Genomic DNA, 19,818 nt, shown 5'->3' with positions numbered 1-19,818 from the left:
CCATGAGGACGGGCAGCAGTAAGGGGTCAGGAACCGCACTTCAGATATAAGACCGTAACGACCACCCTCTTCCTTATATAAAACAATCACAATAAGGGCTGCATAGCCTGGCTGAGATAACTATATATAGAGAGGGCTTTGTTTGACTTCAGTGTTTCACTGATGATTTCATGAGGAAGTGGCTATGAGCATGCTCGTCTATTTTTCAAGCGGCACGCAAAATACGCATCGCTTTATCACAAAAACAGAACTGCCTGCTCAGCGTATTTCGTGCAGCATGAAGGCTGATCTATTGCAGGTTACGCAACCTTTTGTACTGGTTCTCGCGACCTATGCCGGTGGTGACGGACGCGGAGCAGTACCGAAGCCCGTCATCCGCTTTCTTAATGACAGTACCAATCGCTCGTTGATCCGCGGTGTCATCGCCAGCGGCAACCGCAATTTCGGCACGACTTTCGGCATTGCAGGTGATGTGATCTCCGAAAAATGTCAGGTGCCGTTTTTATATCGCTATGAACTGGCCGGAACTGAGGATGACGTTATGAACGTGCGTACCGGTCTGAAAAAATTCTGGGCAGCGTAATTGTTGCCTGTCCTTTAGGCCTGCAAAAGGTTTAAAGAGCTGAACTTAAAACAACTGCCCGCTTTCAGATAACCAAGCCGGAGCAGTATTGTGAACAGACATGTCATACGGCGTTTCACCTGTATGTGGCATGACCCGAAAGATGAATTGGAAAAACTGTGGCAACTCTTGAGCTTGAACGAACAGAAAAAACCAACACAAACAGTTCAAACAACGGGAGTTCTAACAAGGACACTCCGGCAATGGACTATCATGCGCTGAATGCCATGCTTAACCTGTTCGGTCCGAATGGCGAGATCCAGTTTGATATGGATCGCAAGGCCGTTCGCCAGTATTTTCTACAGCATGTGAACCAGAACACGGTTTTTTTCCACAATCTGGAAGAAAAGCTCGATTATCTGGTGACCCAGAATTATTACGAAAAAGAAGTGCTGGATCAGTACTCTTTCGAGTTCGTGCAGAATCTCTTCAATCTCGCCTATAAAAAGAAGTTCCGCTTCCCGACCTTCCTCGGCGCGTTCAAATATTACACCAGCTACACGCTGAAAACTTTTGACGGTCTGCGCTATCTTGAGCGCTATGAAGACCGCGTTTGTATGGTTGCATTGGCACTGGCCAATGGTGATGAGGCTCTGGCCACATCAATCATGGAAGAAGTGCTGTCCGGCCGTTTCCAGCCTGCGACACCGACTTTCCTTAATGCCGGTAAAAAACAGCGCGGCGAGCTGGTTTCCTGCTTCCTGCTGCGCATGGAAGACAATATGGAATCGATCGGCCGTTCGATCAATTCCGCACTGCAGCTCTCCAAGCGTGGCGGTGGCGTTGCTTTTGCACTCACCAATATCCGTGAACACGGCGCGCCGATCAAAATGATCGAGAATCAGTCTTCCGGTATTATTCCGATTATGAAGCTGCTTGAAGATGCGTTCTCCTATGCGAACCAGCTGGGTGCGCGTCAGGGTGCCGGTGCGGTTTATCTGAATGCGCACCATCCGGACATTATGCGCTTCCTCGATACCAAGCGCGAAAATGCCGATGAAAAAATCCGCATTAAAACCCTGTCGCTCGGTGTGGTGATTCCGGACATCACCTTTGAACTGGCGAAGAATGACGAGGATATGTATCTGTTCTCGCCATATGATGTGGAGCGCGTTTATGGCGTGCCGTTCTCTGAAATTTCCGTGAGCGACAAATACCGCGAAATGGTTGATGACGGCCGTATCCGCAAGCAGAAGATCAAGGCGCGTGCTTTCTTCCAGACGCTCGCAGAAATTCAGTTTGAATCCGGCTATCCGTACATCATGTTCGAAGACACGGTGAATGCTGCCAATCCGATTGCCGGTCGTATTCATATGAGCAATCTCTGCTCAGAGATTCTTCAGGTCAGCGAAGCCAGCACCTATAAAGACGATCTGAATTACGAACATATCGGTAAAGATATTTCCTGTAATCTCGGTTCGCTCAATATTGCGATGACGATGGACAGCCCTGACTTCGGCAAGACCGTCGAAACATCAATCCGTGCGCTCACTGCCGTATCGGTTATGAGCCAGATCAACTCCGTGCCATCCATTGCCCGCGGCAATGATGAGAGCCATGCGATTGGTCTTGGTCAGATGAACCTGCACGGTTATCTGGCACGCGAACGCATTTACTACGGTTCGGAAGAAGGCGTGGATTTCACCAATATCTACTTCTACACCGTGGCTTATCACGCGATTAAAGCGTCGAACCGTATCGCTATGGATCTCAAATCGAGCTTTGTCGGTTTTGAAGATTCGAAATATGCCGACGGTACATTCTTTGACAAATATACCGATAAGCTCTGGGAACCGGAAACCGCCCGTGTGCGCGAATTGTTCGAAACTGCAGGCGTTGCGATCCCTACTCAGGCAGATTGGGAAGAATTGCGCAAATCGGTGATGGCGCATGGTATGTATAACCGTAACCTTCAGGCTGTTCCGCCGACAGGTTCGATTTCCTACATCAACAATTCGACCTCATCGATCCATCCGATTGCGTCCAAGATTGAGATTCGTAAAGAAGGTAAGATCGGCCGCGTTTATTACCCTGCCCCGTTCATGAACAATGATAATCTCGATTATTATCAGGATGCCTATGAGATTGGTGCTGAGAAGATCATCGACACTTATGCTGCGGCTACACAGCATGTGGATCAGGGCTTGTCCCTCACGCTATTCTTCCGTGATACGGCAACGACACGCGATATCAACAAGGCGCAGATTTATGCATGGCGCAAGGGAATCAAAACAATCTACTATATCCGCCTGCGCCAGATGGCTCTGGAAGGCACACAGGTAGAAGGCTGCGTTTCCTGTACGCTGTAACGCGATATTGTCATTTCATTGATGCCGTCTGTTCTTAAACAGACGGCACATCATCACAAATTCAGAGCTCATCATGAACGCCCAACCAAAACTCGTCTGTGCCACCAAGGCTGTTAACTGGAACCGCATCGAAGATGAAAAAGATCTCGAAGTGTGGAACCGTCTAACCGGTAATTTCTGGCTGCCGGAAAAAGTTCCGCTGTCCAATGATATTCCATCCTGGGGCACACTGACACCTGCAGAAAAAACACTGACAATCCGTGTTTTCACAGGCCTGACCCTGCTGGATACTATTCAGAACACCATCGGCTCAATCAGCCTGATGCCGGATGCTGTGACCCCGCACGAAGAAGCTGTTCTTTCGAATATCAGCTTTATGGAAGCGGTTCATGCCCGCTCCTATTCGTCAATTTTCTCCACGCTTTGCTCAACACCGGATGTGGATGACGCCTATCGCTGGAGTGAAGAAAACCCGCATCTGCAGCGCAAAGCAGCTCTGATCGTCAATGAATATAAATCAAACGATCCGATGAAGCGTAAAATCGCCAGCGTATATCTGGAAAGCTTCCTGTTCTATTCCGGCTTTTATCTGCCGATGTACTGGTCGAGCCGCGCCAAGCTGACCAATACTGCCGATCTTATCCGCCTGATCATCCGCGATGAGGCCGTGCACGGCTATTACATCGGTTACAAATATCAGGTCGCGCTGGAAAAAGAGAGCGAAGCACGCAAGGAAGAGCTGAAAGATTTCGCCTTCTCTATGCTGCTCGATCTCTATGATGTTGAGACCAAATATACAGCAGCGCTTTATGACGGCACCGGTCTGACCGAAGATGTCAAAAAGTTCCTGCATTACAATGCGAACAAAGCGCTGATGAATCTCGGCTATGAATCGCTGTTCCCGAGCACTGTGACCAATGTTAATCCGGCGATCCTGTCATCGCTCTCACCGAATGCCGATGAGAATCACGACTTCTTCTCCGGCTCAGGCTCCAGCTATGTGATTGGTAAAGCCGTCGCGACTGAAGATGATGACTGGGATTTTTAATCTATGCATTAAGAAACGGGCGTTTTATTGCTAATATTACGCCCGTTTCTTCATTACACTTTATATCAAGCCTCAGAGACAGAAAAATGTCTCTGAGGCTTTTCTTTTAAAGAATACACTTTAAGGCATTGAAAAAACTATTTTATTTTCAGATTTCAGCACATAACAATTGAAAAAATTTCTGACAAAAAAGTAATTCATTAAGCAAGTTCAATGCTTAAACTTCATTTACTATGTAATTTAAGTCTTGGAAAACAATCTGTAGGCTATAAGTCGTAACAGGTCAGCAAGACCATAACAAAAAGAACTATCTGGAGTTAAGGCAAATGAAAGCAATTTTTAAGCGTTTCCGTAAGAATGAAGATGGCGCAACTGCAATCGAATACGGCCTGATCGCAGCTCTGATCGCGGTTATCATTATCGGCGCAGTAACAATGGTAGGTACAAGCCTGACCAATATCTTCACAACAGTAAGTGAAAAAATTGACGCTGCCGATACAAATGCGAACAAATAAGCTTCGTAATTAATTAGCACTTTTCAAAAGCCGTCCGGTATAAATCGGGCGGTTTTTTTTAAAAGACTATTCAATAATCCCTGTAACACTGTCAAAGGATGAGAAGTTAATGTCGCTTAAGACTTTTCTTCAATCAAAATCCGGTGCAACAGCAATTGAATATGGCCTGATTGCCGCCTTGGTAGCGCTATTGATTACTGCCTCACTCATTCTGCTTGGCTCATCATTCAGCACCCCGATGGAAACAATCTCTGATACGCTGACATCCAGATCACAATCCTCTGGCAACTGAGCATCAGTAAACCTTAAATTCCCTCATGCCGCGCTTTGTCACGCTGCATTTTCTTTTCATCTGCCTTTATAGTCGCATAGCAAATTCTCTTTTAATGCCAATGCGATGAAAGCCTGATGATCAACTACCCTAGCGCGCCTTTAAAACCCGATTATCTCCATTTCGATGCTGCTACCCGTCATGTGCGGATTGATCCGCATCAGCCGGAGTTTGTGCAAAACCCATACGCGGCATACGCATGGCTGCATCACAATGCACGGGTATTTTTCTGGGAAGATTACGGTTTTTGGTGCTTTGCCGGGTACAACGATATCAACAAGCTGTTCCGCGACCGTCGTTTTGGCCGTGAAGAACCGGGCGGTTATCGCGCCAATGCAATCAATCGTGAACATCTCAAAGATTTTGACGGCGTTGAGCGCCACTCCATGCTGGAAATTGAACCGCCGGTTCATACCCGCTTGCGCACCCTCGTCAACCGCGCTTTCGTCTCCCGTCAGGTCGAGCGTCTGCGCCCGCGCATTGAAATACTCGCAAATGAACTGATCGACGGCTTTGAACATCAGGGCCATGTCGATCTGATGCCTGCCTTCGCCACCCCTATCCCGCTCGTGGTGATTGCTGAAATGCTCGGCGTTCCGGTTGATAACGCCCCGCAACTGCTCGACTGGTCGCATCGCATGGTCAACATGTATATGCATAACGCCACGCGTGAAGTGGAAGACAGTGCCAATCAGGCGGCCAAAGAGTTTTCCGACTATTTGCGCGATTATGCTGCTCAGCGCCGTAAAAATCCAGGTGACGACCTGCTGAGCCTATTGCTCGCCGCAGAAGAAAATGGTGCCAAGCTCTCAGAAGATGAGCTGATTACTACTTGTATCCTGCTGCTCAATGCCGGACATGAAGCAACGGTCAATCAAACAGGCAATGCAGTGAAAACCATTCTGCAAAGCGGTTTGGATCATCGCACGCTGTTTGCAACGCCGGAATCAACAGCTGCTGTGGTTGAGGAAAGCCTGCGCTTTGATGCACCGCTGCATATGTTCACCCGCTATGCCTATAATGAGACTGAAATTGCGGAAGGCGTGACACTGAAAGCCGGTGAACAGCTTGGCCTGTTGCTGGGCTGCGGCAACCGAGATTATCAGGCTTTTGACCAGCCGGATCGTTTCTGGCCGGAGCGTCCGGATCAGAAAAATGTTTCTTTCGGTGCCGGCATCCATTTCTGCATCGGCGCACCTTTAGCGCATCTGGAAATGCAGGTCTCACTAGCAACATTGTTTAAACGTCTGCCGAATATCCGCTTTGCTGAGCCACCGCTCTATGGCGACACCTATCATTTCCACGGCATGCAAAGCCTGAAACTGGAATGGTAAAAACAAAAACGCCGCGTCCCATAAGACGCGGCGTTTTTTTTATTTTCATGATCAATGTTCAGAGTTTGATCACATAGGTTTTACGAGTCGTTTCAATCACTTCCCACGAGCCTTTAAAGCCCGGTCTGATGATAAAACTATCACCAGCACGTAAGGTTAAAGGGGTTTTGCCCTCTTCAGTCAAAACAGAAACGCCGCTGATAAGCTGGAAGAACTCCCACTCATCATAAGTGACATGCCATTTGCCTGCAGTCGACTCCCAGACACCGACATAAAGCCCGTCTGAGGTCTCCTCCGCATTCCATGTTCTGAACTGCGGATTGCCGGAAATCACGCGCCCTTCAGCAGGCGCACCAATTTCCGGTTCAGTCTCTGTATTGACTGGCAGCAACAACGACATCATCAGACGATCTTTGCCAGAGCCTGTTCAAGATCAGCGATAATATCGTCGGCATCTTCAATACCGATCGACAGACGCACCACTTCAGGGCCTGCACCGGCAGCAACTTTTTGCTCATCGGTCAGCTGGCGATGGGTGGTTGATGCCGGATGAATAACCAGCGAGCGCGTATCACCGATATTGGCCAGCAGCGAGAACAGTTCCAGCGAGTTCGCGAAAACCTTACCGGCTTCATAGCCGCCCTTCAGACCGAAGGTGAAAACCGCACCGCCGCCCTTAGGCGAATATTTTTGCTGCAGAGCGTGGTATTTATCGGTTGGCAGACCGGCATAACGCACCCATGAAACCTTCTCGTGCTTTTCCAGCCACTGGGCAACCTTCAGCGCATTGTCGCAATGACGCTGCATACGCAACGGCAATGTCTCAATACCAGCCAAAATCTGGAACGAGTTGAACGGCGAAATCGCCGGACCAAAATCACGCAAGCCGAGTGTGCGCGCAGCAATGGCAAAAGCAATATTGCCGAATGTTTTGTGCAGTTCCGCACCGGCATATTCAGGACGCGGCTCGCTGAGCATCGGATAATTGCCGGATTTCGACCAGTCGAATGTACCGCCGTCCACCAGAATACCACCCATAGAATTGCCATGACCACCGATAAATTTGGTCAGTGAGTGCACAACAACATCCGCACCATGTTCAATCGGACGGATCAGATATGGCGATGCCATTGTATTATCAACGATCAGCGGCAGGCCATGCTTATGCGCAATTTCCGCAATGGCTGCAATATCAACAACGATACCACCCGGATTGGCCAGACTTTCAATAAAAATCGCACGGGTTTTATCGTCGATCTGCTTCTCAAAGCTGGAAACATCATCCACATCGCCCCAGCGGACTTCCCAGCCGAAGGATTTGAATGCATTACCGAACTGGTTGATTGAACCGCCATAAAGCTTGTTCGCAGCAATGAAATTATCGCCTGTACGCAGCAGATTATGGAAAACCAGCAGCTGTGCAGCATGGCCGGATGCAGTAGCAACAGCAGCTGTACCGCCTTCAAGCGCTGCAACGCGCTCTTCAAGCACGGCAGTGGTCGGGTTGGTCAGACGGGTATAGATATTGCCGAAGGTCTGCAAGCCGAACAATGCGGCAGCATGGTCAACATCGTCAAAGACATAAGATGCTGTCTGGTAAATCGGCGTGGTGCGGGCACCGGTTGTCGGATCTGGTTTTGCGCCTGCATGAATGGCAAGTGTATCAAAACCGGGGCTGCGCTTAGACATTCTCTACTCCCAAATAAAAAATTTGGGTCAGGTTAGAATTTTACTCTCACACAAGCAAAGAAAAAGATTCCGCTAATCGCCATAATTCACGCAAACTATTATCTTTTTTATTTAGCGCTAACTCCGGTTACTGACAGACTTATACTATGCTCAGATCAGTCGCTGGTGTTGCTGCTTGGTGCACATATTGGTCACAACCTTTATTCCGGCTGCACGGGCTTTGGCTTCAGCCTCTTCATGGGCAATTTCAAGCTGCAACCACAATACATCTGGCCGTGCTTTCAATGCCAGAACTTCATCGACAATTGCAGGCACGGCATTGGAAGCGCGGAAGACATCGACAATATCAATCTTCTCAGGAATATCGGAGAGCGAGGCATAAACTGTCTGCCCCAATATCTGCTTACCCACCTGCCCCGGATTAACCGGAATGACCTTATAACCATGCCCCAGAAGATATTTCATCACACCAAAACTTGGACGATCCTCATTCGGAGAAGCGCCGACCAGCGCGATCACATGCTTGGTTTGCAGGATAGATTTCACTTCCGTTTCATTCATGGCATTCTCCGTTTTCATGCTGGCAAGCATCACATTCTGTAGAAAATACAATCTATGCATAAAATGCGGGCAATTGAAGTGATGCCGTCCGCCTACCGTTAATATTGTTAAAAATCACCAATTTTTAATAGGGTAACATATTACCGTATTTGTAAACCATTGATTTTGCATAACTATTACAAATGAAAGCAAATTTAACGCACTTGACGTCCTCTCACAGGCACTGTATTGCACACCCAGAAAGCATACATCCCTCAAAGATGGACGGTTTTCATTTGTTACGTGCAGATTTCTGCCGAAACACAAGCAACAAAAAAAGCCTTGTTACAGTCTCTGTCGCAAGGATCATTCAAGGATAACTTCAATGGCAACTTTTTCTCAGAAGCCAGCAGAAGTGGTGAAGAAGTGGATCTTGATCGACGCTGAAGGCGTTGTTCTTGGTCGTCTCGCTTCTCAGGTCGCCAACATTCTGCGCGGTAAGAACAAACCAACCTTTACCCCACACGTTGACGACGGTGACAATGTCATCATCATCAATGCTGACAAGGTTGTTCTGACCGGCAAAAAGTTTACCGACAAGGTTTACTACTGGCACACTGGCCACCCAGGCGGTATTAAAGAACGTACAGCTCGTCAGATCCTCGAAGGCCGTTTCCCGGAACGCGTCGTTGAGAAGGCGATTGAACGTATGGTTCCGCGCGGTCCGCTCGGCCGTCGTCAGATGAAAAACCTGCGCGTTTATGCAGGCGCTGACCACCAGCACGAAGCACAGCAGCCAGAAGTCCTCGACATCGGCGCTTTGAACAGCAAAAATAAGAGGAACGCATAATGGCTGAGCAGCTCAACTCGCTCGAAGAACTTGGCACAGTTGCAGCAGCTGCTGCTCCTGAAGCTCCTGTTCACGTTAAAAAAGTCGACGCTCTCGGACGTTCTTATGCGACCGGTAAGCGTAAAGATGCGATTGCACGCGTTTGGGTAAAGCCAGGCACAGGCAAGATCACTGTGAACGGCAAAGAGTTCAACGCATATTTTGCTCGTCCGGTTCTGCAGATGGTTCTGCAGCAGCCAATCGTTGCAACAAATCGCACAGGTCAGTTTGACATCGTTGCGACTGTTGCCGGCGGTGGTCTGTCCGGTCAGGCCGGTGCGGTTCGTCACGGCATTTCAAAAGCCCTGACCTACTTCGAACCAGGTCTGCGCGCAGTGCTGAAAAAAGGCGGCTTCCTGACACGCGATAGCCGTGTTGTAGAACGTAAGAAATACGGTAAGGCGAAAGCCCGTCGTTCTTTCCAGTTCTCCAAGCGCTAATCGCGCTCTGGGGCTCAGTTCTCCAAGCGCTAATCTTTTATCGCTTACGAACTACAGAAAAGCGGATCTTCGGATCCGCTTTTTTTATTTCATGCGACAGAGTAGCGGCTGTTTCCTGCAGCGCTTGGTCTTTATGTTTCCATATCACCAAGCCTCAGGATTCTGTCTCATGCATAATCGCTCTCCCTTCGCTACTCTTCCTGATACACCTTATTATGTTGTCGCGTTTTCATCGCAACGCACCGCGGATGATGACACAGGCTATGGTGACATGGCCGGTCAGATGGTTGAACTGGCGGAAAAGCAGGATGGTTATCTCGGTATCGAAAGCGTGCGGGATGCAAGCGGCTTCGGTATTACCAACTCCTACTGGCGCGATGAAGAATGTATCCGCCAATGGAAGCGTAATGTCGATCATCTGGCCGCGCAAAAACAAGGCCGCGCATTGTGGTATGAGGCCTATGCGCTGCGGATTGCCCGCGTTGAGCGCGCCTATGATTTCACAGCCACCGGAAAACAAACCGGATGACATCAGAGAGTTTTACGCTCATGCGTTTAGATTTGCAGGATATGGCGCAAGCTGCCTGCATTCACCGTGCAGCCTTTGACGATCGCTTACCTTGGCTGAAGGGGCTACACACGCCTGCACAAGACCGCTGGTTTTATGAGAATTGCGTCTTTCCGCAATGCGAGATCCGGGCAGCCTTCTCCCCTGACATGGCTGGTATTATCGCCTTTAAAACAGGCTGGATTGAACAGCTCTATGTTCTGCCGGAATTTCAGGGACGCGGTATTGGCAGTGCTTTACTCAAACAGGCACAAACGACGTTTCCGCATCTGCAATTATGGACATTCCAGCGCAATATTCAGGCGCGGCAATTCTATGAGAAGCATGGCTTTACAGCGATTGACGAAAGCGACGGCAGTGGCAACGAAGAAAAAGAACCGGATGTGCTTTATGAATGGCACAGAACCGTCTCCTGAAACGCAGGCAGCTCAACCTTTCCAGACTTTTAAATTCTCGCGGTTGATTTTCAACTGTTTTGCCGGTGTCTGCTTATAGTAGTCCGTTGCCATACCGCTGATCCAGTCGCCGTAATTCGGGTTTGGCAGCATGATGAATTTTGAGCCAAACTTGTTCTGTTGTGCGGCGACCAGTAACCGGCGCTCACTATTATTCTTGCCGTAGAACTGTGCACCGAAATCATTGAGATTGTCACCGGCGTAAACCACAACATCATAGCCTTTGGATTTCACCCGATCAAAACGCGCCTGCTTGTTTGATTGTTCAGTGCGCAACAGAACCGTCTCACGCGATACACCGGGAAAACCGAGCTTCTGCAAATTACTGACAGTTGCCGCATAGGATGTGTCATCACGGTTGGAGATATAGAACATCTTACCGCCATGAGAATTGTCATAGCGGGCGAAAGACACAGCGCTGGCAATGGCCGTTGCCTGTCGCGCCGCCATCCAGCGCCCCCATGTCGGCTTGGTATAAGGCACACCATTCTCCGCCCGCCATGCAGCATAAGCAGAGTTGTCGATCATCGTCTCGTCCAGATCAACAATCACAGCCTTCTTACGCCCGTCCTCCAGCTTTGCCGTATCAAACGCTCTGCGGGCAGCATTGAAAGCCTGATACGCCAGTGCTTCATATTCACCTGATTGCTGGACCCAGTTCAAACCCAGCACGGCCTGCTGCTCAAGTTGAGCCTGTGCCGCTTTCTGATCCGTGACACAGCCTGCCGTTAAAACCGCCAGTGCTGAAACCACAAAAACATTGTTTACCCTGCTTTGCATAATGTCCCCTCGGATGAATAGAAAAACACTATCTGCAGGCAGAACGGGACACCTCACAATCGCAACTCTGCGCCCGATAATTCTCAGTATTTAAATATCGGACGCCGCTTTATCAGCCCGCCAAAAGACGCTACAGCTTGTATCGTCAGTTTTGTTTCAGCTTACGGTGTTACTTCATGGCACATAAATCCATCGACAATGCTTTTACGGCTCAGACGATCAAGGGAGCCGCAACCGACCCTACTCATGCCGGTGCCCTCTCCTTTATGCGGCGCCTCTATAGTAAAGATGTGAGCAATGCCGATGCGGTAGTCTGGGGCATTCCGTTTGATGCAGCTGTTTCCAACAGGCCGGGCGCCCGTTTTGGCCCGCAGGCAATCCGCCGTGCCGCAGCGATCTTTGATAACGATCCGCAATATCCGTTTCAGCGTGATCTGTTTGAAAATCTGGCGGTGATTGATTACGGCGACTGCCTGCTCGATTACGGCAACCACCAGCTGACACCGGCCACCATTGAACAGGAAACCGCTAAACTGATCGCCAATGATGCTTTTCTGGTGTCGCTTGGCGGCGATCATTTTGTGACATGGCCGATCCTCAAAGCCCATGCCGCTAAATATGGTCCGCTGGCCTTAGTGCAGTTTGATGCTCATCAGGACACCTGGTTTGATGATGGCAAGCGTATCGATCACGGCTCATTTGTTGTCCGTGCTGTACGAGACGGTATTATTGATCCGGCCACATCCATCCAGATCGGTATCCGCACCCATGCACCGGAAGATTGCGGCATTCAGATTCTCTATGGTCACGATGTTGAAGATATGAGCGCCAGAGACATTGTACAGGCGATTGAAAAACGCACACAAGGGCGCAAAACCTACGTCACCTTCGACATTGATTGCCTTGATCCGGCCTATGCGCCCGGTACAGGCACACCGGTTGCGGGTGGTCCGTCCTCGGCAAAAATGCTATCCGTGCTGCGTCAGCTCGGCAAAATTGATATTGTCGGCGCTGATATTGTAGAGGTTGCGCCAGCCTATGATCATGCCGATATAACAGCCATTGCAGGCGCGACAATTGCCATGCATTATCTGGGTCTGCTTGCAGAAAAGAAAGCTGCGCGTTAAAGCGGTTCCGGTGAATATTGAATCACTGGCACCGGTTCATCTGTTTGATTTTATGCATTTCCGAATGCAAAATGGTTCACAGTTTTACCGGAAATGCTCTAAGTCTCACAGAATGAATCAACTGCTTGACAGAATGATTCAGCAACAACTCCTAACCTCATGAATTCTCTACCATTAAGGCAAAATTCAAATGAAACCGAAAATCTTTATTGACGGCGAACATGGCACAACGGGTCTCCAGATCCGTACCCGCCTTGCCGGTCGCACTGATCTGGAAGTCCTGTCTATTCCGGAAGAAGAGCGACGCAATAAAGATTTGCGCGCTGACCTGCTGCGCTTGGCTGATATTGCTATTCTCTGCCTGCCGGATGATGCCTCGCGTGAAGCAGTGATCCTGCTTGAAGGCCATTCCACCCGTATTATCGACACGTCGACCGCGCACCGTACCCATTCTAACTGGGTTTATGGTTTTGCAGAGCTTGAAGCATTGCAGGCGCAGCGTATCCGCGAAGCCCGTCTGGTTGCCAATCCGGGCTGCTATCCAACCGGCGCAATCTCGCTCATCCGCCCGCTGCGTGATGCAGGGCTGATGAACAGCGACTATCCGGTCACGGTCAATGCCGTGTCCGGCTATACCGGCGGCGGCAAGCAGATGATCGCCCAGATGGAAGATGTGAACCATCCGGAACATATGAAGGAAAATAACTTCCTCTATGGTCTGACGCTGAAGCACAAGCACCAACCTGAAATGCAGCTTTACGGCAAGCTGGATCATGCGCCGATTTTTGCACCGAGCGTTGGCCGCTTTGCGCAGGGCATGATTGTGCAGGTTCCGGTCTATCTTGATCTGCTCAAAGGTAAACCGACATTGCAAGACGTGCATAATGAATTGAAAATTCATTATTCCGGTCAGAAAATTGTTCATGTTGTTCCGCTTGAGGAAAGCAGCGCAATGGTGCGTGTTGATGCGGAAATGCTGGCCGATACTGACGAGATGAACCTCTATGTGTTCGGCTCCGAAGGCGGCAAACAGATCAATCTGGTGGCCGTACTGGATAATCTTGGCAAAGGCGCATCCGGTGCAGCTGTCCAGAATATGAACCTGATGCTGGGCCTGAGTTAAGCTTTATGAAACAACAGCAAGTGATGCAGCCGGACTTTCCGGCACAATGGCAGATTGCCTCTGCATCACTGCTGGCTGACACCAATTCCAGCCATATCTGGAAAGCAATAATCACCGGAGAAGAACAGTCTCCGGTGATTGTTAAGGTTCTCAAGCCTGCCGGTCATGAGGAATTGCGCGGCGCTTATTATCTGCGTGAGCGTGACGGCAACGGCGCTGTCAGCTTGCTGGATCTCCACCTTGATCCGGTGATGATGTTGCTGGAATATGCCGGTGACTATGACCTCAAAGCCCATCTTGAAGCCGGACATGATGCAGATGCTATCCGCATTGCCGGTGAAGTGATCCGCGCTTTACACAGTCCTTCCGGTCAGGTTCTGCCGTCTGAATTACAGCCGCTGCATAAACATTTCAAAAGCCTGTTTGATCTGGCGGGAAAGACAGCGGATATTTACGCGGAGGCAGCCGATCTTGCGGCGTCCCTGCTCAATCATCCCCATGAGGTGATCGCCCTGCATGGCGATCTTCACCATGAGAATATCATTCGCAGTGCACGGGGTTGGCTGGCAATTGACCCGCACGGATTATGCGGCGATGCGGCTTTTGACTGCGCCAATCTGTTTTACAATCCGCTCGATCGTGATGATCTGTGTCTCGACATGAAGCGGGCGGCGGATATGGCGCTTTATTTCTCCCAAATCATTCACAAGTCTGCGGCGTATATTCTCGACTACGCCTTTTGCTATGGCTGCCTCTCTGCTGCATGGCACCGTGAGGATGGCAATGATGCTGACGAGGCACGGGAATTAAGAATTGCCGCCGCATTACGTAAATTACGGCTCCAGCTTTACCCATAAAAAAGCCCCGCTTGTGCGGGGCTTTTTGTTACGCTGCTTGCACCGCATAAGCACCTTTACAGGCGCGCCAATGGGCGACAGCAAAGCTCAGCACCACCAGTGCAAATCCCTGATGGGCAAGGCCCCATTCAATCGGCACCATTGTCAGCAAGGCGATAATACCGATTGCTGCCTGCATCAGGATCAGGCCGAGCAGCACAACAGAGCGTCGTGCGTGAGTTGTACCGGCAGCATGGCGATGCGCCTGCACGGCGTGCAGCACAGCCAGCACCAGCACCGTATAAGCAAACATACGGTGGATGAACTGCACGGTTTTCGGATTTTCAAACAGGTTGCGCCAGTAAGGCTGATGTATGAACAGATCAGACGGGATGATCGCACCATCCATCAACGGCCATGTATTATAGGTCAAACCGGCATGCAGCCCTGCAACCAGGCCGCCGAGATAAATCTGCACAAGGACTGCCAGAACCAGCCAGCCCGCAAAGCGCTGCAAACCGCGCGGCGCTGGTTTCTCCGTATATTCGGCAAGACCGCGCGCCACATAAAGCACCGCAGTAATAATAATACAGGCCATCGTCAGATGTATTGCCAAACGGTACTGGCTGACAGAGGTCAGCACACTCAAGCCTGATGCCACCATCCACCAGCCGATTGCGCCCTGCAAACCGCCCAGCGCCAGAATACCGAGCATCCGTGTTTTCAAACCATCCTGCAAACGACCGGTTACCCAGAAGAAGATCAGCGGGATAGCCACCAGAAAACCGACAAAACGCGCCAGCATGCGATGCGCCCATTCCCACCAGAAGATAAACTGGAACTCAGACAGCGCCATGCCTTTATTGATCTGCTGATATTGCGGGATCTGGCGGTATTTATCAAACTCCTCCAGCCACTCCGCATGGTTGAGCGGCGGAATAACCCCGTGGATCGGCTTCCATTCGGTAATCGACAGGCCGGAGCCGGTCATACGCGTGGCACCGCCCACCATGACAATCGCAATCAGCACAACAAAGACCGCATAGAGCCACCAGCGTACGAGTTTGCGATTTTTATCGTGGTTCGCACGCTCCGGCTGCTGTGCTGCCGGGAATGCGGCATAATCTGTGATCATCAATCCTGCTCCGCCTGCCAGAGCGTGCTGCATGTCATCATAGCCATTGCGCTCGTTCCGGTTTCTTTCATTTGTGCATTATCCGGCAGATAAACGTAAACGCTTCTGGCTCGAAAACACTTTGACTTCCCCCGCAGATACATGCCGCAAGCGGACGGTGAAAACAAGCGAACTTCACGCGACACGCAGCCGCTGCCCTGATTTTCGGTCTGCGCGGGCGTAAACGCTGTTTAACAATAACCGGCGAAAATCGTTTCAGATTTGTACTTGTCTGCTATAAGACAAAGCAGACGGAGAAAGAAATATGCCTGTACGCCTGAAAAAACTGATCGGAACTTTTCTGCTTGTTGTGCTGATTGCGGTCTACGCTCTGCTTGCAACGATTATTGCAGTTGCCCATCTCGGCCAGTCTTCGGTCTGGGTACAGCTTGCTTATTTCTTCTTTACAGGCTTTCTGTGGATTTTGCCTGCCATGTATTTATTGTGGTGGATGGTACAGCCGCCTAAAGCACGTTAAACAATGTTCAGCGCCGTTTGCTTCACCAGTATTGATGATGCTCTGCCGCTTTGGCAAAGCGCAGACCAAACTGTGCACGGCATTGCCCAGTCTGCTCTGTGGACAAGGCTCTGGCAACAGAATGTCAATTCTGACTGTGTTGTACTGGCGCTGTTTATTGATGAAAATCCTGCTCTGTTGTTACCGCTTGAGGTTATCAAACAAAAACAGCAGGTCATTGCACGCTTTGCGGGCGGCTCTCATGCCAATTGTAATTTTCCGGTGCTGTTTCCCGCATATGCTGAAAAGCTCAGCAAAGAACATATTACGTCGCTGATTACCTGCCTGAAAGAGGCACGGCCGGATATCGCCCTGCTCTCCCTCACCCGTCAGATGGAGAACTGGCTCGGTTTCAGCAATCCGTTGCTACAGCTCAGCCACCAGCTGAACCCGAACCCGACGCTGATTGCTACTCTGCCGGATCATTTCGACCAGATTCTTGAGCGCAGCAATGCATCGCGCAAACGCAAAAAGCATCGCCAACATGCCCGCCGTTATGACGAGACCGGATCATGGCGCATTTACACCGCAAACGGTGAAGCAGAAAACATTGCCGCCTTTGATGCTTTTTACACGATGAAAAGCCAGCGTTTTGCAAAGCAAGGCATAGCCAACAGCTTTGCCGGTGATGGCATAACCGCCTTTTTCCAGAAGCTCTTCGCTTCATCGGAGAATGAGGTGAAACGCCAATACCGGCTGCATGTGCTGGAAGTAACCGGAAAACCCCGCGCGGTCATTGGCTGCGCCTATTGGCAGAACCCGCAAAATGCGGCAACGCCAGTCCGGCACGGATTGACGGTTGAATTCGGTGCTTTTGCCGATGACGAACTGGTTACCGCCAGTCCCGGCGATTTTTTGTTCTATGAATCAATCGCCAAGGCTATTGATGAACGTCTGGATTATTTCAGCTTCGGCATTGGCGAAGAGAAGTATAAGCGCGACTGGTGCGATATTGAGCAGCCGCTCTATGACAGCCATATTGCACTGACATTTGGCGGGCGCTTAAGTGCATCGATCAATCAGCTGCGTTCCGGCCTTATCTACCGCATCAAAACCAACAAGCATCTCTGGCCGCTGGTCAAAAAACTGCGCCAGAAGCTGCGCAGAAGCGCTTAGAGCATTCCCGCTTTTTGCCGGAAATGCTCTAAGAAGCCGCATTAATTATGCGGCACCATCAGAATGGTCACATCTTCCTGACCGGCCTCGTGAAAAGCCAGCGCAGTCTGCGCAACTGCCTGATCCTCACTGTCCGACACATTCATGATGAATAATGTTGCGTCGCTGTCCAGATTAAGTGCCTGCTCGGCAGTCGTCGCACCGGTTTCCACCAGCACAAAATCATAGGCTGTTTCCAGCGCCTCAAAGATCACCGGCAAACGCTCGGCCTGAGCCATAGCATCCTTCGGATCAGAAAGACCTGTCGGGATAACATCCGCATCCGAATAAAGATCGCCGTGAATAATGTCGGTGAACTGCTTAACATTGAGCAGGAGATCGGTAATGCCTGCAGGCTTGCCGCCATCCAGCATCGCCTGACTGACAGCGCCATTGCCGGTCATGTCGACCAGCAGGACCCGCAGACTGCGGTCGGCCAGCTCACGCAGCAAATGCACACTGCCCGCAGAACCTGCATCGCCTTCTGGCGAAATCAATACAATGCGGCGGCGCTCCTGCAACATCAGACGGCTGGCAATCGCAGCAACACCGTTCGGCGCATAAATATCATCCGATGCCGGATCAGGTTCTCCGGCAGCTTCCGGCTCAGAAACCGAGTAGCTGTCGTAAATACGCTGGATCGTTTCAACATCAATTTCAGGACGTGCCATCAGACGCTCATTGCTTTCATTGTTATCAGAAACGGACTCAGAAGCTTGTTGCATGGTCTGCGCGTTATCAACCAACATAGCTTTATTCTGCACAACTTCAAAATCATCTGCGCTGCGGCCATATTCATCGCCCCAGAGGTTTTGTCCCCTGCCGGTTTTCGCAGGTATCAGAGCGCGACCGCTGAAAAGCTCGCGCAGCAACACAAAAACAGACAACAGCAAGAGCCCTGCCACAAAGCTCATACTGACCATAGGCAGCACTTTAGGAAAATAAGGCTCTCCCGCTACAGTCGCCGGAGAGAAAATTCTGGCATCAGCAGGCTGGTTATTCCGATCCGCGCGGCTGGAGGCCTCACGAAAACGCGCAAGATACGTCTGCAATAATTCACGCTGGGCTGTCGCTTCCCGCTCCAGCGCCCGCAGTTCAACTTCCTGACTACCAGCTTCTGCCGCCTGTGCTTTCAGCCGGTTCAACTCACGGCTCTGCTCCTGCTCGCGGCTGCGTGCCGTTGCCACCTCATTATCGAGGCTTTTAAGAATCGTGCTGCCTTCTTGACGGATTTGCCGGTCGAGATCAGCCAGCTGCGCACGCAAGCCCTGAATACGCGGATGACCATCAAGAAGCGTTGTCGACAAATTTGCGATTTCTGCCATCAGCGCACCGCGCCGCTCATTGAGCTGCAACATGATGCCCGATGACATAACTTCCGGCAGGCTGTTGATCGGCACGCCGTTTTTCAATGCCGTGCGGATGCTTTCCGCTTTAGCCTCACTGGCTGCCCGTTGCGCTTTCAAACGAGATAGTTCTGATGAAATGTCAGACATTTGCTGCGTGGCAAGCGAGGTATTGCCGCTGGTGTTGAGAAGATCTGTTGCAGCACGGAAATCTGCGACCTTAGTCTCGGCCTCACGCACCTTTTTTGTCAGCTGTTCAATTTCCGGCTCCAGCCAGCCGGTCGCATCGCCTGTCAATTGCCGCTTTGCAGCAATCTGCATGGCAATATATTCATCAGCGATTTTATTGGCGACATCCGCTGCAATCTGCGGATTCTTTGAAACAAACTCGACCACAATCACGCGTGAGCCGGTTACATTGTAAACCTGCAAATTCTCGCGCATACGGGTGAGAACCTGATCAGCCACCGGAATAGTACGCGGATCAGGCCGCAGTCCCAACATGACAAGCACCTGCTTAACAGGTGTCATGGTTTTCCGGTAAAATTCTGTATGGTCAGCAAGCTTCAGGTCAGTGGCAACTTTTGCCAGAATTTGCGGCGATCCGATCAGCTCCACCTGAGATTTAACGGCCTCAGGATCAAGCAACGGACGATCAGCCTCGGGAGAGGCATTAGGGCGCGTGAAAACGGATTCACGCATTTCAATCAGAATGCGGGCTTCAGAGCGGTACCAAGGGGTTAAAACCTGCGCAACGCCCCATACCAGCAGGGAAAACAAGACAGCCCCGAGCAGAATAAACAGCCAGTTGCGTTTCAGACTCGCGAACAGCGCTCCGATGTCAATTTCTGCATTTTCTGCGGCACCACGCATAACTGATCCGACCCCAATACTCCTGAACTGGATTCTTATGGTAAATCGTCAAGGTAACTATAGAGTTAAACTCAGAGAAATCACACGCCTGCCCTGCTTTATCGTGATCCGCTATTTACTTTAGCAGATTGTATTTAATGATATTTT

At 50.4% G+C, this 19,818-nt stretch carries 21 protein-coding genes; 15 read left to right on the top strand and 6 right to left on the bottom strand.

What is annotated here, in order from left to right:
• Positions 1-184 precede the first annotated feature (184 nt).
• From nrdI to P8H26_RS04315, 6 genes are all read left to right on the top strand, one after another.
• A complete protein-coding gene (gene nrdI, locus P8H26_RS04340) occupies positions 185-583 on the top strand; it encodes a class Ib ribonucleoside-diphosphate reductase assembly flavoprotein NrdI (protein ID WP_289631648.1) in 399 nt (132 codons plus the stop codon).
• A 242-nt stretch (positions 584-825) separates the two neighbouring features.
• Positions 826-2,931, top strand: coding sequence for a class 1b ribonucleoside-diphosphate reductase subunit alpha (gene nrdE, locus P8H26_RS04335; RefSeq protein ID WP_289631647.1), 2,106 nt, complete (start codon positions 826-828; stop codon positions 2,929-2,931).
• A 73-nt stretch (positions 2,932-3,004) separates the two neighbouring features.
• On the top strand, positions 3,005-3,979 hold the full coding sequence (nrdF, locus tag P8H26_RS04330) for a class 1b ribonucleoside-diphosphate reductase subunit beta (protein WP_289631646.1): 975 nt from the start codon (positions 3,005-3,007) through the stop codon (positions 3,977-3,979).
• 326 nt (positions 3,980-4,305) lie between these two features.
• Positions 4,306-4,494: a Flp family type IVb pilin gene (locus P8H26_RS04325; protein WP_289631645.1), complete on the top strand. Its 189-nt coding sequence runs from the start codon at positions 4,306-4,308 to the stop codon at positions 4,492-4,494.
• A gap of 109 nt (positions 4,495-4,603) precedes the next feature.
• The gene (locus P8H26_RS04320; protein WP_289631644.1) at positions 4,604-4,786 is read left to right on the top strand and encodes a Flp family type IVb pilin; all 183 of its coding nucleotides are present in this window, start codon (positions 4,604-4,606) and stop codon (positions 4,784-4,786) included.
• A 116-nt stretch (positions 4,787-4,902) separates the two neighbouring features.
• Complete coding sequence (locus P8H26_RS04315; RefSeq protein ID WP_289631643.1) at positions 4,903-6,159, top strand: cytochrome P450; 1,257 nt, start codon at positions 4,903-4,905, stop codon at positions 6,157-6,159.
• 58 nt (positions 6,160-6,217) lie between these two features.
• Here the strand turns inward: P8H26_RS04315 and P8H26_RS04310 are convergent, their stop codons facing one another.
• The 3 genes from P8H26_RS04310 to P8H26_RS04300 form a co-directional block, all read right to left on the bottom strand.
• Positions 6,218-6,559 (bottom strand): cupin domain-containing protein, encoded by a 342-nt coding sequence (locus tag P8H26_RS04310; RefSeq protein WP_289631844.1) that lies wholly within the window; start codon positions 6,557-6,559, stop codon positions 6,218-6,220.
• A 2-nt stretch (positions 6,560-6,561) separates the two neighbouring features.
• The gene (locus P8H26_RS04305; RefSeq protein ID WP_289631642.1) at positions 6,562-7,848 is read right to left on the bottom strand and encodes an O-acetylhomoserine aminocarboxypropyltransferase; all 1,287 of its coding nucleotides are present in this window, start codon (positions 7,846-7,848) and stop codon (positions 6,562-6,564) included.
• Between the two features lie 150 nt (positions 7,849-7,998).
• A complete protein-coding gene (locus P8H26_RS04300; RefSeq protein ID WP_289631641.1) occupies positions 7,999-8,409 on the bottom strand; it encodes a CoA-binding protein in 411 nt (136 codons plus the stop codon).
• Positions 8,410-8,773: 364 nt separating this feature from the next.
• Between P8H26_RS04300 and rplM the strand changes: the two genes are divergently transcribed.
• The 4 genes from rplM (at position 8,774) to P8H26_RS04280 (ending at position 10,701) form a co-directional block, all read left to right on the top strand.
• Positions 8,774-9,238 carry a 50S ribosomal protein L13 gene (gene rplM / locus P8H26_RS04295; protein WP_221721169.1) on the top strand — a complete coding sequence of 155 codons (465 nt, stop codon included), beginning with the start codon at positions 8,774-8,776 and terminating at the stop codon, positions 9,236-9,238.
• Positions 9,238-9,717 (top strand): 30S ribosomal protein S9, encoded by a 480-nt coding sequence (gene rpsI, locus P8H26_RS04290; RefSeq protein WP_289631640.1) that lies wholly within the window; start codon positions 9,238-9,240, stop codon positions 9,715-9,717. Before rplM ends, rpsI begins: the two co-directional genes overlap by 1 nt.
• Before the next feature lie 169 nt (positions 9,718-9,886).
• Positions 9,887-10,246, top strand: a complete 360-nt coding sequence (locus tag P8H26_RS04285) for an antibiotic biosynthesis monooxygenase (RefSeq protein ID WP_289631639.1) — start codon at positions 9,887-9,889, stop codon at positions 10,244-10,246.
• On the top strand, positions 10,243-10,701 hold the full coding sequence (locus P8H26_RS04280) for a GNAT family N-acetyltransferase (protein ID WP_289631638.1): 459 nt from the start codon (positions 10,243-10,245) through the stop codon (positions 10,699-10,701). Before P8H26_RS04285 ends, P8H26_RS04280 begins: the two co-directional genes overlap by 4 nt.
• 12 nt (positions 10,702-10,713) lie before the next feature.
• Here the strand turns inward: P8H26_RS04280 and P8H26_RS04275 are convergent, their stop codons facing one another.
• Positions 10,714-11,520: a 5'-nucleotidase, lipoprotein e(P4) family gene (locus P8H26_RS04275; protein ID WP_289631637.1), complete on the bottom strand. Its 807-nt coding sequence runs from the start codon at positions 11,518-11,520 to the stop codon at positions 10,714-10,716.
• 176 nt (positions 11,521-11,696) lie between these two features.
• Between P8H26_RS04275 and speB the strand changes: the two genes are divergently transcribed.
• From speB to P8H26_RS04260, 3 genes are all read left to right on the top strand, one after another.
• Positions 11,697-12,647: an agmatinase gene (gene speB, locus P8H26_RS04270; protein ID WP_289631636.1), complete on the top strand. Its 951-nt coding sequence runs from the start codon at positions 11,697-11,699 to the stop codon at positions 12,645-12,647.
• Positions 12,648-12,837: 190 nt separating this feature from the next.
• A complete protein-coding gene (argC, locus tag P8H26_RS04265; RefSeq protein ID WP_289631635.1) occupies positions 12,838-13,770 on the top strand; it encodes an N-acetyl-gamma-glutamyl-phosphate reductase in 933 nt (310 codons plus the stop codon).
• A 5-nt stretch (positions 13,771-13,775) separates the two neighbouring features.
• Positions 13,776-14,627 carry an aminoglycoside phosphotransferase family protein gene (locus P8H26_RS04260; protein ID WP_289631634.1) on the top strand — a complete coding sequence of 284 codons (852 nt, stop codon included), beginning with the start codon at positions 13,776-13,778 and terminating at the stop codon, positions 14,625-14,627.
• Between the two features lie 28 nt (positions 14,628-14,655).
• Here P8H26_RS04260 and P8H26_RS04255 read toward each other — a convergent pair whose 3' ends face one another.
• Positions 14,656-15,741 (bottom strand): COX15/CtaA family protein, encoded by a 1,086-nt coding sequence (locus P8H26_RS04255; protein ID WP_289631633.1) that lies wholly within the window; start codon positions 15,739-15,741, stop codon positions 14,656-14,658.
• Positions 15,742-16,045: 304 nt separating this feature from the next.
• Between P8H26_RS04255 and P8H26_RS04250 the strand changes: the two genes are divergently transcribed.
• Both P8H26_RS04250 and P8H26_RS04245 read left to right on the top strand, forming a co-directional pair.
• The gene (locus P8H26_RS04250; protein ID WP_289631632.1) at positions 16,046-16,258 is read left to right on the top strand and encodes a DUF2842 domain-containing protein; all 213 of its coding nucleotides are present in this window, start codon (positions 16,046-16,048) and stop codon (positions 16,256-16,258) included.
• Positions 16,259-16,261: 3 nt separating this feature from the next.
• Positions 16,262-17,413, top strand: a complete 1,152-nt coding sequence (locus P8H26_RS04245; RefSeq protein ID WP_289631631.1) for a GNAT family N-acetyltransferase — start codon at positions 16,262-16,264, stop codon at positions 17,411-17,413.
• A 41-nt stretch (positions 17,414-17,454) separates the two neighbouring features.
• On the opposite strand, the gene P8H26_RS04240 is transcribed toward P8H26_RS04245, so the two are convergent.
• Positions 17,455-19,671 carry a Wzz/FepE/Etk N-terminal domain-containing protein gene (locus tag P8H26_RS04240; RefSeq protein WP_289631630.1) on the bottom strand — a complete coding sequence of 739 codons (2,217 nt, stop codon included), beginning with the start codon at positions 19,669-19,671 and terminating at the stop codon, positions 17,455-17,457.
• Positions 19,672-19,818: the final 147 nt, after the last annotated feature.

Origin of the sequence: Pseudochrobactrum sp. sp1633 (assembly GCF_030376605.1) — a bacterium.
Lineage (GTDB): Bacteria > Pseudomonadota > Alphaproteobacteria > Rhizobiales > Rhizobiaceae > Pseudochrobactrum.
The sequence above is the reverse complement of the archived record's forward strand: the minus strand, read 5'-3'. Positions and strand labels throughout refer to the sequence as shown.